Genomic DNA, 14237 nt, shown 5'->3' with positions numbered 1-14237 from the left:
CTGGCTCAACTAACGCTCCTGCTGGTGAGTGGGGCTCGGGAAGCTGCCGGTCTGGCCGCTGCCGGCCTGACGGCCCTGAGCGATGCCCCGACGGAGATTGGTCAGCCGTCCGCGCACGTCCTGCGGCGCACGCGAGACCTGCGGACCGGCCTGGTTCTGCTGTTGCTGAGCCGTGCCCGGCACGAGGTTCGCCCGGGGCACGCGGCGCGGCAGACCGGAGGTGGTGACACCACCCGAGGCGGGCTGACGCACCCGCTCCGCCTGCCGGACGAGATCGTCGTTCGGCGAGCTGCGCCAGCCGCTCTGGGCCGGACGCTGCTGGGGGGCCGCGGGAGCCGGCGCCTGCGGCTGCTGCTGCGGGGCCGGAGCGGCACTCGGCTGCTGCTCGTCCTCGCGGCCGCCGCGGAACCAGTTGGTCTCCAGCGTGTCGTACAGCGGGGTACGGCCGTCACCCGGACCGCTGGCCGGCGGCAGCGCCTCCGGCTCACGGCGGACCGGACGCTGCTGCGGAGCCTGCGGCTCGGAGTACGCGGGCCGCTGCTGCTGCGGGGCCTGCGGGTCGCCGTGCGCCGGGCGCTGCTGCGGGGCCTGCGGCTGCGGGTAGCCGTAACCCCCCTGCTGCGGCTGCCCGAACGGGTCGCCGGCCGCGGGCTCCGGGCGCGCGGGCAGAGCGTGCCGGCCCGTGGTGGAGCCGTCGTGCTGCGGGGCCGGGAACTGGCCGGTGGAGCCGTCGCGCTGGGGCGCCGGGAACTGGCCGGTGGAGCCGTCGCGCTGGGGCGCCGGGAACTGGAACTGGCCGGTGGAGCCGTCGTCGTACGCCTGCGGGGTCGCGAACCGGCCCGCGGCGGCCCCGGAGTCACGGCCGCCGGAGGCGCCGGGGGCACCCGGGGCGCCGAAGATGTCGGAGCGGACGAACTGGTCGCTGTCCTGGCCGCCGCCCGTCTGCGGCGCGCCGAAGTCCGGACGGGCGAACTCGGAGGTGCTGCCCGGGCCCTGCGCGTCGTCCCCATGGCCCACCACCGGGATCTCGGCGGTCGCGCCGGGGCCCTGACGGTCGTCGATCCGCGGCATCCGCGAGGTCTGCGAGACCTCCGGCTCCTCGTGACCGCGCGGGGTGTCCAGCGAGGCACGCGACACCGGCGGCTCGCCGCTCTGGTCGCTCCAGCTCGGCGTACGCGGCTGCTGCGGGGCACTGCCGGGCAGCTCGGCCCGGGCACCGCCGCGCGCCGGCAGCTGCGGACGGCGACGCCGGCCGCCCTTCTCCGCGCCCGCGTCGTCGGCGGGGCGCTGCGGCGGCACCGGGCCGCGCGACGCCCCGAAGGGGTCCTGGCCGGGCGTACCCGGACCGGTGGGCTGCAGACCCTGCGGCGCGGCCGGCTGACCGAAGGGCGCACCCGTACCGGCCGGTGCGGGCCGGCCCTGCTGCGGACCGGCCTGCGGCTGCGGACCGCGGGGAGCGGACGGCGCACCCGGACGGGAGCCGTCCCGGCCGGGCAGCGCGGCACGCGGCCCCTGGCCGGCGCCCAGCAGACCGCCGTTGCCGGCACCCGGGGCACCCGGGCCGCCCGCGGACGGCGGGGCGCCGAAGGCTCCGCCGCCCTGGCCGCCACCGTTGTGTCCGGCGGCCTGGCGGCGCGCGGCGGCCGCACCGGCGGCTGCCTGCGCGGCGGCGGGACCGCCGGTGGAGCCCTGACCGGGCTTCGCGGGCTGCGGCTTCTTGCCACCCTGCGCGACGTCGACCGGCAGCATGACCAGCGCGGTCGTACCGCCGGAGTCCGACGGGCGCAGCTGGATGCGGATGCCGTGGCGCTGCGAGAGGCGGCCGACCACGAACAGACCCATGCGGCGGGAGACGGAGACGTCCACGGTGGGCGGCGAGGCGAGCCGCTCGTTGATCGCGGCGAGGTCCTCGGGGGAGAGGCCGATGCCGGTGTCGTGGATCTCGATCAGGACGCGGCCGTCGGGCAGCGCGTGACCGGTGACCTTGACCTTGGTCTGCGGCGAGGAGAACGAGGTGGCGTTCTCCAGCAGCTCGGCGAGCAGGTGCACGAGGTCGTTGACGACCCGGCCGGCGACCTCGGTCGTCGGCACGGAGGCCAGCTCGATGCGCTCGTACTGCTCCACCTCGGAGGCGGCGGCGCGCAGCACGTCGACCAGCGGGACCGGACGGGTCCAGCGACGCCCCGGCTCCTCACCGGCGAGGACGAGGAGGTTCTCACCGTTACGGCGCATACGGGTGGCGAGGTGGTCCAGCTTGAACAGCGAGGACAGCTGGTCCGGGTCGGCCTCGCGGGACTCCAGCTCGGAGATCAGCGACAGCTGGCGCTGGATCAGACCCTGGGAGCGGCGCGAGAGGTTGGTGAACATCGCGTTGACGTTGCCCCGCAGCAGGGCCTGCTCGGCGGCGAGGCGGACCGCCTCGCGGTGCACGTCGTCGAAGGCCGCGGCCACCTGGCCGATCTCGTCCCGGGAGTGCACACCGACCGATTCCACGGAGGTGTCGACGTCCTGCGGGTCCGACTCCGACAGCTGCTTGACCAGCTCGGGCAGACGGTCCTGGGCGACCCGGGTGGCGGTCTCCTGGAGGCGGCGCAGCGAGCGGATCATGGACCGGGCCACGACGAACGCGCCGACCAGGGACACACCGAGGACGAGCAGGATCAGCGCACCGGAGATGATCGCCTCGCGCTCGGAGTCGCTGCGCAGCTCGCGGGCCTTCTGCTCCATCTCGCTGAGCAGCGTCAGCTCGATGTTCGACATCTGCTGGAGCTTGGTGCCGCTGTCGTCCAGCCAGTCCTTGTACGACCGCTTGTCCAGCTTCTTCAGACCACCGATGTCCTGGACCGCGCGGCTCGCGTAGGTGTCGGCGTCCTCGATGATCGGGTTGCCCTCTTGGATGGGCTTGAGCAGCTCCTCGGCGTTCTTGTCGCCGTAGATGCTGCGGAAGGTGCTCAGCTCCGACTTCTGGCCCTCGGTCGCCGACTCGGCGTAGTTGCGGTCGTTCTCCGAGAGGTCGCCGTAGGTGGTGTTGCTGGCGGGCAGTGCGGCCGCGATGACCGCGCGCTGCATGGAGGCGTACTCCTTGGCGGAGGAGAACGCGGCCAGCGCGCGGGTGCGCTGGATCATCTCCGGGTTGCTGGTGGCCTCGGCCATGTCCTGGGACAGGTCCAGCAGGTGGGTGATCAGCCGGTGGTACGCCTCGACCGTCTGGGAGGAGTTGCCGTCGGCCGTGTAGGCCTCCTGGCGGATCCTGCCCAGGGTGTTGAGGTCCCGGGCGATGGCGACGACGCTCTCGCGGACACCCTGCAGGTTGCCGTCCTCGACCTGCTCCGAGGCGTCGATGAAGTTGTCCTTGGCGCGGTCCGTCTTGTCGCGCAGCCCCTTGACGGTGGGGTCCTCGGCCTTGGAACCGTGCGCCAGCGGGCCGGCGGACTCGTCGCGCTCCTCCTGGAGCGCCGCGGCGAGCTCGGTGGCCTGCTTGGTCATCTCGGTCAGCAGCTTCATGTTCTCGAGCTGCTGGATGTTGTCCATCGACTCGCTGATGCGCAGGGCACCCAGCGTGGTCGCCGCGACCACGGGGAGCGCGAGCAGCGACACCAGTCGAGTGGAGATGCGCCAGTTGCGCAGGGCTATTCGCGTGCCGGGGCCCGAGGGGCCCTGCGGCGGCTTGACCTTGGGGGTGGCGGGGCTCGGCGCCGACACGGTCACGCCCGGGCGCCCGGAGCGCTCACCGCCGTCGCCGGACGGGGCCGCCTGGCCCGGGTTCTGGGCGTGCTGGGGCGAGGAGCTGACGGCCATGGGGCCAGTCCCGCCGTGCGGCTCCGGCTCCGCCGAAGCGCTGCCATCCCTCTTGAAACGTCCCTGCACTAGCGTCGCAACCTCTGGACCAGGCGTCTCTCCGCAGATACGGAGAAACGGTGTCGGCGTCTTGGGAGAGCGCCCTGAATACGTCTCCCGGGTGGTCGTGAGTGACCGGCGCTGGATTCCCCCTCTCGCCGCCCACCTGTCGGGAGCGACGCTGCCCGGCGCCCCCTGTGTGCCGGCTCGATCCTGCGGCGGTCCGTGGCATTCCAGCACAGTGCAGGATCTCCAACAAGGTTCGTGGGGGGTTGTGTGACGTCCGTGACAGCACGTGAGGGACGGGTTACCAGGTGTGGAAAGTGATCCGGTATGAATCGGGCGTATCCGAGCGAGTCGCTGGAGCGGGGGCCGTGTCCCAGTCGCCATGATCAGGAGCGGAATGAGCGCTTCAGGTGCCCAATGTCCGTTTCGCTGGGGTGGTCCGCGGGTCGGAATTGACCGCTTTGAGCGATGATTCGTGAGCAAACTCACACGAGGATCATGTGGTCTTCACGTCTTCGACGGGAATGCGCGGGTTTGGCCTCGTGCTTGACAAGAGGTGACGTTCTGACAATCCGCGCGCACGTGAGGTAGCTTTGGCCCCCTCCCAGCGCCCCGAGACGAACAGGTCTTGTTAACCGTGAAGACGACGATGATGTTCCGCCCGCTTGCCAACCCGCGGCGCACGACGCTGGCGCACCTGGAGGCAGCCGACGAGCTGCAGATCCAGGAGCAGCCGGAGCACTCCATCGATCTGCCGGCGCAGACCGCCAACCCGCGTCGCACGGTCCTCATGGAGGCCCCGGCGACCGTCTCCCACTGAGCGCACAGCGGCGAGTACGACAGTGAAGGGCGCCCGCACCGAGCGGGCGCCCTTCGTCGTGCCACGGCCGCGCGGGCGGGGCCGCACGGGGTGATGCGCGCGGTCGCGGAGTGTTCACCGCGTTAGCCTGGAGCGTCAGACTTCAGCCAGCTCAGTGACAAGTTAAGGGGCGCAAGGATCCCGTGCGCATCGCCAGGTTCTCCATCGACGGGAACGTCGCTTTCGGCGCGGTCGAAGGCGACAAGCCGGACGAGCTCGTCCTCGACATCATCAAGGGCATCCCGTTCGCGGACTTCGAGCTCTCCGGCACCAAGGTCCCGCTGAGCAAGGTGCGGCTGCTGCCTCCCGTGCTGCCCAACAAGGTCGTCGCCTTCGGCCGCAACTACGCCGAGCACGCCCGTGAGCTGGGCAACGAGGTGCCGGACGCCCCGTTCGCCTTCTTCAAGCCGTCCACCTCGGTGATCGGCCCCGGCGACGCGATCCAGTACCCGTCCTTCACCGAGGACCTCCAGCACGAGGCCGAGCTGGCCGTCGTCATCGGCCGCATGTGCCGCGAGGTCCCGCGCGAGCGCGTGGCGGACGTGATCTTCGGCTACACGTGCGCCGTCGACGTCACCGCCCGCGACGTGCAGAGGCGCGAGAAGCAGTGGGCACGGGCCAAGGGCTTCGACACCTCCTGCCCGCTCGGTCCCTGGGTCGAGACGGACCTGGACCTCGCGACCGCGTCCGACCTGACCATCCAGCTCACGGTCAACGGCGAACAGCGCCAACTGGGCCGCACGAGCGAGATGATCCACGACATCGCGGATCTGATCGTCAACATCTCCGAGGCCATGACGCTGCTGCCCGGCGACGTCATCCTCACCGGCACCCCCGCAGGGGTCGGCCCCCTGAACGTCGGCGACGAGGTCGCCGTCACCATCGAAGGCATCGGCACTCTCACCAACAAGGTTGTCAAGCGTGGCTAGCGCATCCGGCTCTCCCGTACGCGTCCGTTTCTGTCCCTCGCCCACCGGTAACCCCCACGTGGGCCTGGTCCGCACCGCCCTGTTCAACTGGGCGTTCGCCCGGCACCACCAGGGCACCCTGGTCTTCCGCATCGAGGACACCGACGCGGCCCGCGACTCCGAGGAGTCCTACAACCAGCTGCTCGACGCGATGCGCTGGCTCGGCTTCGACTGGGACGAGGGCCCCGAGGTCGGCGGCCCGCACGCGCCGTACCGGCAGTCGCAGCGCATGGACCTCTACAAGGACGTAGCGCAGAAGCTGCTGGACGCCGGCCACGCCTACCGCTGCTACTGCTCCCAGGAGGAGCTGGACACCCGCCGCGAGGCGGCCCGCGCCGCCGGCAAGCCCTCCGGCTACGACGGCCACTGCCGCGACCTGAGCGCCGAGCAGGTCGAGCAGTACCAGGCCGAGGGCCGCGCCCCGATCGTCCGCTTCCGCATGCCGGACGAGACGATCACCTTCACCGACCTGGTGCGCGGCGAGCTGACCTTCACCCCGGAGAACGTGCCGGACTACGGCATCGTGCGCGCCAACGGCGCCCCGCTGTACACGCTGGTCAACCCGGTCGACGACGCCCTGATGGAGATCACCCACGTCCTGCGCGGCGAGGACCTGCTCTCCTCCACCCCGCGCCAGATCGCGCTGTACAAGGCGCTGATCGAGCTGGGCATCGCCAAGGACACCCCCGCCTTCGGCCATCTGCCGTACGTGATGGGCGAGGGCAACAAGAAGCTGTCCAAGCGTGACCCGCAGTCGAGCCTGAACCTCTACCGCGAGCGGGGCTTCCTGCCCGAGGGCCTGCTCAACTACCTCTCCCTGCTCGGCTGGTCGCTCTCCGCGGACCAGGACATCTTCTCGATCGAGGAGATGGTCGCGGCCTTCGACATCGCCGACGTGAACCCCAACCCGGCGCGCTTCGACCTGAAGAAGTGCGAGGCGATCAACGCCGACCACATCCGCATGCTGGACGTGAAGGACTTCGCCGAGCGCTGCCGCCCCTGGCTCAAGGCCCCGTTCGCCCCCTGGGCGCCGGAGGACTTCGACGAGACCAAGTGGCAGGCCGTCGCCCCGCACGCGCAGACCCGTGTGAAGGTGCTCTCGGAGATCACCGACAACGTCGACTTCCTCTTCCTCCCCGAGCCCGTCTTCGACGAGGCCTCGTGGGCGAAGGCGATGAAGGAGGGCTCCGACGCCCTGCTGCGCACGGCGCGGGAGAAGCTGGAGGCGGCCGACTGGACCTCCCCGGAGTCGCTGAAGGAGGCCGTCCTGGCCGCCGGTGAGGCGCACGGCCTCAAGCTCGGCAAGGCCCAGGCCCCGGTCCGGGTCGCCGTCACCGGCCGTACGGTCGGTCTGCCGCTCTTCGAGTCCCTGGAGGTCCTGGGCAAGGAGAAGTCCCTCGCCCGGATCGACGCGGCGCTGGCCAGGCCGGCCGCGTAAGGCATTCACGGCCCGTGGCTCAGGGGGCGGTATCCGGGAACACCCGGGTACCGCCCCCGCCGTTTTGGCTACCGTCGGCCCATGAGCATCCGAGCCGTGGTCTGGGACGTCGACGACACCCTCTTCGACTACACGAGCGCCGACCGCGCGGGCATGCGCGCCCACCTGGCCGCCGAGGGACTGCTCGAGGTCTTCGGTACGGCGGAACAGGCGCTCGCGTGCTGGAGGGAGGCCACGGAGCTGCACTGGGCGCGCTTCTCGGCCGGGGAGGCGACCTTCGAGGGGCAGCGCCGCGACCGGGTGCGCACGTTCCTGGGCGCGGAACTGAGCGACGCGGAGGCCGACGACTGGTTCCTGCGGTACGTCGGTCACTACGAGTCGGCCTGGAGCCTCTTCCCGGACGCCGTGCCCGCCCTGGACGCCCTCGCCGCCGGCTACCGGCACGCGGTGCTGTCCAACTCGAGCCTCACCGTCCAGGACCGCAAGCTGCGCGTCCTCGGCGTTCACGGGCGCTTCGAGACCATCCTGTGCGCGGCGGAGCTGGGCGTGTCCAAGCCCGAGGCGGCCGCCTTCCACGCGGCCTGCGCCGCCCTGCGCCTCGCCCCGCACGAGGTGGCCTACGTCGGCGACCATCCGGACATCGACGGGCGCGGGGCGGCCGAGGCGGGTCTGCTGTCGGTGTGGATCGACCGTGACGGGGCGCGTACCGGCGGTGACGGGCCGCAGGGCCCGCGCCGGATCTCGACCCTCGCCGAACTCCCGGCGGTGCTCGGCGGGGATACCCGTTTTGGAGCCCGGTCCACCTTCAGGTAATGTTCTTCCTGCGCCGCCGGGGAGCGGGCCGAAAGGCCGGGACCCGGGGGAGCGAAACTAGAACGAGATCCCCGCAGGGGCTTGAGTTCCAGTGGCCTATGGTGTAATTGGCAGCACGACTGATTCTGGTTCAGTTAGTCTTGGTTCGAGTCCAGGTAGGCCAGCTCGCAGAGCTTATCTGCAAAGCCCCCGTTGTGTAGCGGCCTAGCACGCTGCCCTCTCAAGGCAGTAGCGCCGGTTCGAATCCGGTCGGGGGTACTGATCTCGATCATGTCGGGATCGCTAGGGCCCCCGTTGTGTAGCGGCCTAGCACGCCGCCCTCTCAAGGCGGTAGCGCCGGTTCGAATCCGGTCGGGGGTACTGACTGGTCTAAACCATCATTGGTCTATGGTGTAATTGGCAGCACGACTGATTCTGGTTCAGTTAGTCTTGGTTCGAGTCCAGGTAGACCAGCTCGGACCTGCGGAAACGCAGTGTCCAGGCCCCCGTTGTGTAGCGGCCTAGCACGCCGCCCTCTCAAGGCGGTAGCGCCGGTTCGAATCCGGTCGGGGGTACCACAAGAAGGCCCTTCGCTTCGGCGGAGGGCCTTCGTCGTGCCCCGTGCACCAACTCGGCGCACCGCACGAGCTTTTCGGCCCACCCGGCGTGGACCGCGATCAACCGTCCGGGCAGGGCCGGCGGGCGGGGGGACGCGGAGGACCGGTTCGCCCGCCGGAGGCGGCCGGGCGCCTGATCGCGGTGGAGGCGCGGGCGGTCCCGCGGGTGCCGGTCCGCTGCGACCGGCCCCGTGGTCCCCGCGCCCCCGGATCGGCTGTGGTGCCGTCGGAGAGGGGCCGCCGCGGCGTTGGGGCGGCCGCCCTCCTCGGTGACCGGGGCGGGGTCAGCCCGTGCGGCGCAGCGCCTCCGAGAGGCGGGCCGCGGCGTCGATGACCGCCTGGGCGTGCATACGGCCCGGGTGGCGCGTGAGGCGCTCGATGGGGCCGGAGACCGACACGGCGGCCACGACGCGGTTGGAGGGGCCGCGCACGGGCGCGGAGACCGACGCGACGCCCGGCTCGCGCTCACCGATCGACTGGGCCCAGCCCCGGCGCCGTACGCCGGACAGGGCCGTCGCCGTGAAGCGGGCGCCCTGCAGGCCGCGGTGCAGCCGCTCGGGCTCCTCCCAGGCCATCAGGACCTGCGCGGACGAGCCCGCCTTCATCGTGAGCGTGGAGCCGACCGGGACCGTGTCCCGCAGTCCGGACAGGCGCTCCGCGGCGGCGACGCAGATACGCATGTCACCCTGGCGGCGATAGAGCTGCGCGCTCTCGCCCGTGACGTCCCGCAGATGCGTGAGCACCGGGCCCGCGGTGGCGAGGAGACGGTCCTCACCCGCCGCGGCGGCCAGTTCTGCCAGCCGAGGGCCGAGAATGAAACGTCCCTGCATGTCACGCGCCACCATGCGGTGGTGTTCCAAAGCCACGGCCAGGCGGTGAGCCGTGGGTCGAGCCAGTCCGGTGGCCGCGACCAGACCCGCGAGGGTGGCCGGACCGGACTCCAGAGCGCTCAGGACGAGGGCCGCCTTGTCCAGAACGCCGACGCCGCTACTGTTGTCCATGCAACGATACTCGCGTCTCACTCTGTGAAACGCAAGTTCAATTTTCTCCGGAACCCGCCACTCTGGATTGCACGAAGGCACAGCGGCCCGCGATTCGACGGGCCTGGTGGCGGATGTCCGGTCGCAGGGGCGCGGGCAACGCCTCCTCAAGATCTCTAGTTGGGCCGGTGGACGTTTGCCGGCCGGAGGGAAAGCGATGGGTAGGACACTCGCGGAGAAGGTCTGGGACGACCACGTCGTCCGGCGCGCCGAGGGCGAGCCCGACCTCCTCTTCATCGATCTGCACCTGCTGCACGAGGTGACCAGCCCGCAGGCGTTCGACGGCCTCCGCAAGAGCGGGCGCCGGGTGCGCCGGCTCGACCTGACCATCGCCACCGAGGACCACAACACCCCGACCCTCGACATCGACAAGCCCATCGCTGACCCCGTCTCCCGGGTCCAGCTGGAGACGCTGCGCAAGAACGCCGCCGAGTTCGGTGTGCGGCTGCACCCGCTGGGCGACGTCGAGCAGGGCGTCGTGCACGTCGTCGGCCCGCAGCTGGGCCTGACCCAGCCCGGCACCACCGTGGTCTGCGGTGACTCCCACACCTCCACGCACGGTGCCTTCGGCGCGCTGGCCTTCGGCATCGGCACCTCGCAGGTCGAGCACGTGCTGGCCACCCAGACGCTGCCCATGGCCCGCCCGAAGACCATGGCGATCACGGTCGACGGCGAGCTGCCCGAGGGCGTCACCGCCAAGGACCTGATCCTGGCGATCATCGCGAAGATCGGCACCGGCGGCGGCCAGGGCTACGTCCTGGAGTACCGCGGCTCCGCCATCGAGAAGCTCTCGATGGAGGCCCGGATGACCATCTGCAACATGTCGATCGAGGCCGGCGCCCGCGCGGGCATGATCGCCCCCGACGAGACGACCTTCGCCTACCTCAAGGGCCGTCCGCACGCCCCCGAGGGCGCCGACTGGGACGCCGCCGTCGAGTACTGGAAGACGCTGAGGACGGACGAGGACGCCGAGTTCGACGCCGAGGTCGTCATCGACGCCGCCGAACTGTCGCCGTTCGTCACCTGGGGCACCAACCCCGGCCAGGGCGCGCCGCTTTCCGCGTCCGTCCCCGACCCGGCTTCGTACGAAGACCCTTCGGAGCGCTTCGCCGCCGAAAAGGCCCTGGAGTACATGGGGTTGGAGGCCGGCCAGCCGCTGCGGTCCATCAAGGTGGACACCGTCTTCGTAGGCTCCTGCACCAACGGCCGCATCGAGGACCTGCGGGCCGCCGCGGACCTGCTGCGGGGCCGCAAAGTCGCCGACGGGGTACGGATGCTGGTCGTCCCGGGCTCCGCGCGGGTGGGTCTGCAGGCCGTCTCCGAGGGCCTCGACGTGGTCTTCAAGGAGGCCGGCGCCGAGTGGCGGCACGCGGGCTGCTCCATGTGCCTGGGCATGAACCCCGACCAGCTGGCCCCCGGTGAGCGCTCCGCGTCCACCTCCAACCGCAACTTCGAGGGCCGGCAGGGCAAGGGTGGCCGTACCCACCTGGTGTCGCCGCAGGTCGCGGCCGCGACCGCGGTCCTGGGCCACCTGGCCTCGCCCGCCGACCTGACCGACGCCGAGACCCGTACGCCCGCTGGAGTCTGAGGATCATGGAAGCATTCACCACGCACACCGGCCGGGCCGTCCCGCTGCGCCGCAGCAACGTGGACACCGACCAGATCATCCCCGCCCACTGGCTCAAGAAGGTCACCCGCGACGGGTTCGAGGACGGGCTGTTCGAGGCCTGGCGCAAGGACCCCGAGTTCGTGCTGAACCGCCCCGAGCGGCAGGGCGCCACCGTCCTGGTCGCGGGCCCCGACTTCGGCACCGGCTCCTCCCGTGAGCACGCGGTGTGGGCGCTGCAGAACTACGGCTTCAAGGCCGTGATCTCCTCCCGCTTCGCCGACATCTTCCGCGGCAACTCGCTGAAGAACGGCCTGCTCACCGTGGTCCTGGACCAGAAGATCGTGGACGCGCTGTGGGACCTGGTCGAGAAGGACCCCACGGCTGAGGTCACCGTGGACCTTGAGGCGCGTGAGGTGCGCGCCGAGGGCATCACCGCCTCCTTCGAGCTGGACGAGAACTCCCGCTGGCGGCTGCTGAACGGTCTGGACGACATCTCCATCACCCTGCAGAACGAGGCGGACATCGCCGCGTACGAGGCGAAGCGGCCGTCCTTCAAGCCGCGCACGCTCCAGGTCTGAACCTTCGGCCCGGCCCGCCCCGCGGGGGGCGGGTTTCGGCCACCGCATCACCCCTTCCGTACCCCCGATCGGTCCGATCGGGGGTACGGCCGTTTCCGGGCCCGCCCGGCCCCGGCGGCCGGTCGGTCACGGTTCAACTTCCCACGTTACGGGGGTGGTTGCCGGGGTACCCGAGGTTCCGGAACGCGTCCTCCCGGTGCGCCCGGATGGCCCTCGGAGGCGGCAGTTGCCCCCTGCGCGGGCGACAACTCGCCCCAGATGGCACAATCTGTGCATGGAACACGACGGCCAACTCGAGCTCTATGCGGCGGTCGCGGACCAACTGAAACAAGCGCACACCCGGGTGCGCGCACTGCAAGTCCCGGAGGGCGTACGGATGGCGCTGACCCGGAAGCTGCTGGTCATTACGGCCGCGGCCAAACACGATCTTGCCGGTGCGACAAGGCGGCTGGAGCGGTTCATGGCGGATCTCGACGCGGGGCGCGTCCCCGAAGAGGACCACTGACCACATCCGCGATCGCCGAGTTCGTTGCGGCACAAGGGTGATAAGCCCGTTTCGTGTTTGATTTGCGGTATATATCTGCCTAACGTGCGAAAAAGCTTGAACACTTTCGTTCTGGCGATGTCTCCGAAGGGGAAGACGTGAACAAGGCGCAGCTCGTAGAAGCGATTGCCGACAAGATGGGTGGCCGCCAGCAGGCCGCCGATGCTGTCGACGCGGTCCTGGACGCCATCGTCCGCTCGGTCGTCGGGGGCGACCGCGTCTCGGTCACCGGGTTCGGTTCCTTCGAGAAGGTCGACCGGCCGGCCCGCTACGCCCGTAACCCGCAGACGGGCGAGCGGGTTCGGGTCAAGAAGACCTCCGTTCCGCGCTTCCGTGCGGGTCAGGGCTTCAAGGACCTGGTCAGCGGGTCGAAGAAGCTCCCGAAGAACGACATCGCGGTGAAGAAGGCCCCCAAGGGCAGCCTGTCCGGTGCGCCGCCCACCATCGCCAAGTCCGCGGGCAAGAAGGCCGCGGCCAAGAAGACGACGGCGGCTGCCGCGAAGAAGACCACCACCGCCAAGAAGGCGACCCCGGCGAAGAAGACCACCACGGCCGCCGCGAAGAAGACCACGGCCAAGAAGGCGCCCGCCAAGAAGACCACGGCGGCGGCCGCCAAGAAGACGACCGCGGCGAAGACCACGGCCGCCAAGAAGACCACGGCGAAGAAGGCCCCGGCGAAGAAGGCGACCGCCAAGAAGGCGCCCGCCAAGAAGTCGTCGGCGCGCAAGACCGCCGCGAAGAAGACCACCGCGCGCTAGGAGGCGACGCGCAACGGTTGCTCACGCGCCGGGCCGGACTCCCTGACGGAGTCCGGCCCGCGGTGTGTTGTGGACCCGGTGTCCTGGTGGGGGAGGGGTTTTGGGACGGGACGGCCCGACCGGGCCCGGAGTCCGCCCCCGGTGGGCGGGGACCGGCGTCAGAACGTCTGCAGGGTCACCAGCGTGACGCGGCGGGAGTCGCCCTCGCCTTCCGTTTCGATACGGACCCGTTGGCCGGGGCGCAGCAGGCGCAGACCGCCCGCGTCGAAGGCCGGGGCGTCGAAGGGCACGGGCGTGCCGTCGTCGAGGAGCACCTGGCCGGAGCGGGTCTCGGGGTCGTACGTGTATGCGGTCGCCTGCATGACGGTCAGCCTACTGCCCGGGGATCAGCAGCCGCGCGGCCGCCGCGGCCGTCCGGGGGCCGACGCCCAGGGAGAGCGCGGCGCGCAGGTCCTCGCCGGTGTCCACGTCCTGGCGTACCGAAGCGACCCGGTCCAGGGGCAGCTCGACCGCGCCGGACGCGCGGTGGCGGGCACGGGAGTCCGGGCCGAATGCCGGCCGCAATTCCTGGCCCGCGGTGGCCGACAGGAGCGTCGTGCCGATTTCCGCGGCGTCCGGGAGAAATGCGCGCGGGAATGCGGCGGCCGTATCGAGGACCCGGGCCAATTCCAGCGGGCGCAGCGCGGGCAGATCGGCGTTCAGGGCCGCCACGGAACTCCGGGGGTGTACGGCCCGTACCACCGCCGTCGCGTGCGCCAGTGCCGCGTTCAGACCCGCGGACGGGGTGTCGGGGACGATCCGGGCGCCCAGGGCCGCCAGCTCCCGGCCGGCCAGGGCGTCGTTCGTGACGACCGCCACATCGCCCACCGCGCCGCAGGCCAGCGCCGCCGCGACCGTGTCCTGGGCGAAGGCCAGCGCGAGGCCCGGGCGCACCCCGTCCCCGGCCGTGTCCGCGAGCCTGCTCTTGGCCCGCGCCAGAGGCTTCAGGGGGATGACCAAGGTCCACTGCACCGGCGTACCGTCCCTCTCGTGTCCTCGTCATTGTCACCGGGACGTCTCCCGCGCCGGACAGGGGGGAGGGTCACGAAGCCGCGTACGGGGGCGGTGGCGGGGGACGGGCGGGCGTACGGTGTTCTCGACAGACCGGCGGCCCGGGGCGACACTTGTGCGGCCCCACGGGCCCCCGGTGGC

General features: G+C 71.2%; 12 protein-coding genes and 5 tRNA genes. 13 read left to right on the top strand and 4 right to left on the bottom strand.

Translation table 11 applies throughout. From position 1 onward, the window contains the following. Positions 1 to 9: 9 nt before the first annotated feature. The gene (locus AB0E88_RS11640; RefSeq protein ID WP_361627745.1) at positions 10 to 3867 is read right to left on the bottom strand and encodes a nitrate- and nitrite sensing domain-containing protein; all 3858 of its coding nucleotides are present in this window, start codon (positions 3865 to 3867) and stop codon (positions 10 to 12) included. Positions 3868 to 4480: 613 nt separating this feature from the next. On the opposite strand from AB0E88_RS11640, the gene AB0E88_RS11635 reads away from it, so the two are divergent. The 9 genes from AB0E88_RS11635 to AB0E88_RS11595 all read left to right on the top strand — a co-directional run bounded on the left by AB0E88_RS11635 (position 4481) and on the right by AB0E88_RS11595 (position 8478). Further along, positions 4481 to 4663, top strand: coding sequence for a hypothetical protein (locus tag AB0E88_RS11635; RefSeq protein ID WP_361627742.1), 183 nt, complete (start codon positions 4481 to 4483; stop codon positions 4661 to 4663). 182 nt (positions 4664 to 4845) lie between these two features. After that, a complete protein-coding gene (locus AB0E88_RS11630; protein WP_361627739.1) occupies positions 4846 to 5631 on the top strand; it encodes a fumarylacetoacetate hydrolase family protein in 786 nt (261 codons plus the stop codon). After that, complete coding sequence (gene gltX / locus AB0E88_RS11625) at positions 5624 to 7108, top strand: glutamate--tRNA ligase (protein WP_361627736.1); 1485 nt, start codon at positions 5624 to 5626, stop codon at positions 7106 to 7108. Before AB0E88_RS11630 ends, gltX begins: the two co-directional genes overlap by 8 nt. An 81-nt stretch (positions 7109 to 7189) precedes the next feature. After that, positions 7190 to 7921, top strand: a complete 732-nt coding sequence (locus AB0E88_RS11620) for an HAD family hydrolase (RefSeq protein WP_361627733.1) — start codon at positions 7190 to 7192, stop codon at positions 7919 to 7921. Between the two features lie 92 nt (positions 7922 to 8013). Next, positions 8014 to 8085 (top strand) — tRNA-Gln (locus AB0E88_RS11615). 21 nt (positions 8086 to 8106) lie between these two features. Continuing rightward, a tRNA-Glu gene (locus AB0E88_RS11610) sits at positions 8107 to 8179 on the top strand. 29 nt (positions 8180 to 8208) lie between these two features. Further along, positions 8209 to 8281 (top strand) — tRNA-Glu (locus AB0E88_RS11605). Positions 8282 to 8302: 21 nt separating this feature from the next. After that, a tRNA-Gln gene (locus tag AB0E88_RS11600) sits at positions 8303 to 8374 on the top strand. A gap of 28 nt (positions 8375 to 8402) precedes the next feature. After that, positions 8403 to 8478, top strand: a tRNA-Glu gene (locus tag AB0E88_RS11595). 323 nt (positions 8479 to 8801) lie between these two features. Here AB0E88_RS11595 and ndgR read toward each other — a convergent pair. Then, positions 8802 to 9518 (bottom strand): IclR family transcriptional regulator NdgR, encoded by a 717-nt coding sequence (ndgR, locus tag AB0E88_RS11590; protein ID WP_361627730.1) that lies wholly within the window; start codon positions 9516 to 9518, stop codon positions 8802 to 8804. Positions 9519 to 9714: 196 nt separating this feature from the next. Here ndgR and leuC point away from each other — a divergent pair, with 196 nt between their 5' ends. From leuC to AB0E88_RS11570, 4 genes are all read left to right on the top strand, one after another. After that, positions 9715 to 11145 (top strand): 3-isopropylmalate dehydratase large subunit, encoded by a 1431-nt coding sequence (gene leuC / locus AB0E88_RS11585; RefSeq protein WP_361627727.1) that lies wholly within the window; start codon positions 9715 to 9717, stop codon positions 11143 to 11145. 5 nt (positions 11146 to 11150) lie between these two features. Beyond that, positions 11151 to 11744 (top strand): 3-isopropylmalate dehydratase small subunit, encoded by a 594-nt coding sequence (gene leuD / locus AB0E88_RS11580; protein WP_361627724.1) that lies wholly within the window; start codon positions 11151 to 11153, stop codon positions 11742 to 11744. 274 nt (positions 11745 to 12018) lie between these two features. Further along, positions 12019 to 12249, top strand: coding sequence for a hypothetical protein (locus AB0E88_RS11575; RefSeq protein WP_361627721.1), 231 nt, complete (start codon positions 12019 to 12021; stop codon positions 12247 to 12249). A gap of 137 nt (positions 12250 to 12386) precedes the next feature. After that, positions 12387 to 13046 carry an HU family DNA-binding protein gene (locus AB0E88_RS11570; RefSeq protein ID WP_361627718.1) on the top strand — a complete coding sequence of 220 codons (660 nt, stop codon included), beginning with the start codon at positions 12387 to 12389 and terminating at the stop codon, positions 13044 to 13046. 158 nt (positions 13047 to 13204) lie between these two features. Here the strand turns inward: AB0E88_RS11570 and AB0E88_RS11565 are convergent, their stop codons facing one another. Next, positions 13205 to 13408 (bottom strand): hypothetical protein, encoded by a 204-nt coding sequence (locus AB0E88_RS11565; protein ID WP_361627715.1) that lies wholly within the window; start codon positions 13406 to 13408, stop codon positions 13205 to 13207. Between the two features lie 10 nt (positions 13409 to 13418). Further along, positions 13419 to 14057, bottom strand: a complete 639-nt coding sequence (cofC, locus tag AB0E88_RS11560) for a 2-phospho-L-lactate guanylyltransferase (protein ID WP_361627712.1) — start codon at positions 14055 to 14057, stop codon at positions 13419 to 13421. Positions 14058 to 14237: the final 180 nt, after the last annotated feature.

The organism is Streptomyces sp. NPDC028635, assembly GCF_040637635.1.
Classification (GTDB): domain Bacteria; phylum Actinomycetota; class Actinomycetes; order Streptomycetales; family Streptomycetaceae; genus Streptomyces.
The sequence above is the reverse complement of the archived record's forward strand: the minus strand, read 5'-3'. Positions and strand labels throughout refer to the sequence as shown.

Bases quoted from the DNA above. Each gene is read 5' to 3' on its own strand.
- AB0E88_RS11620 (WP_361627733.1), top strand. From the start codon at position 7,190: ATGAGCATCCGAGCCGTGGTCTGGGACGTCGACGACACCCTCTTCGAC.
- leuD (WP_361627724.1), top strand. From the start codon at position 11,151: ATGGAAGCATTCACCACGCACACCGGCCGGGCCGTCCCGCTGCGCCGC.
- ndgR (WP_361627730.1), bottom strand. From the start codon at position 9,518: ATGGACAACAGTAGCGGCGTCGGCGTTCTGGACAAGGCGGCCCTCGTC.
- leuC (WP_361627727.1), top strand. From the start codon at position 9,715: ATGGGTAGGACACTCGCGGAGAAGGTCTGGGACGACCACGTCGTCCGG.
- AB0E88_RS11565 (WP_361627715.1), bottom strand. From the start codon at position 13,408: ATGCAGGCGACCGCATACACGTACGACCCCGAGACCCGCTCCGGCCAG.
- AB0E88_RS11575 (WP_361627721.1), top strand. From the start codon at position 12,019: ATGGAACACGACGGCCAACTCGAGCTCTATGCGGCGGTCGCGGACCAA.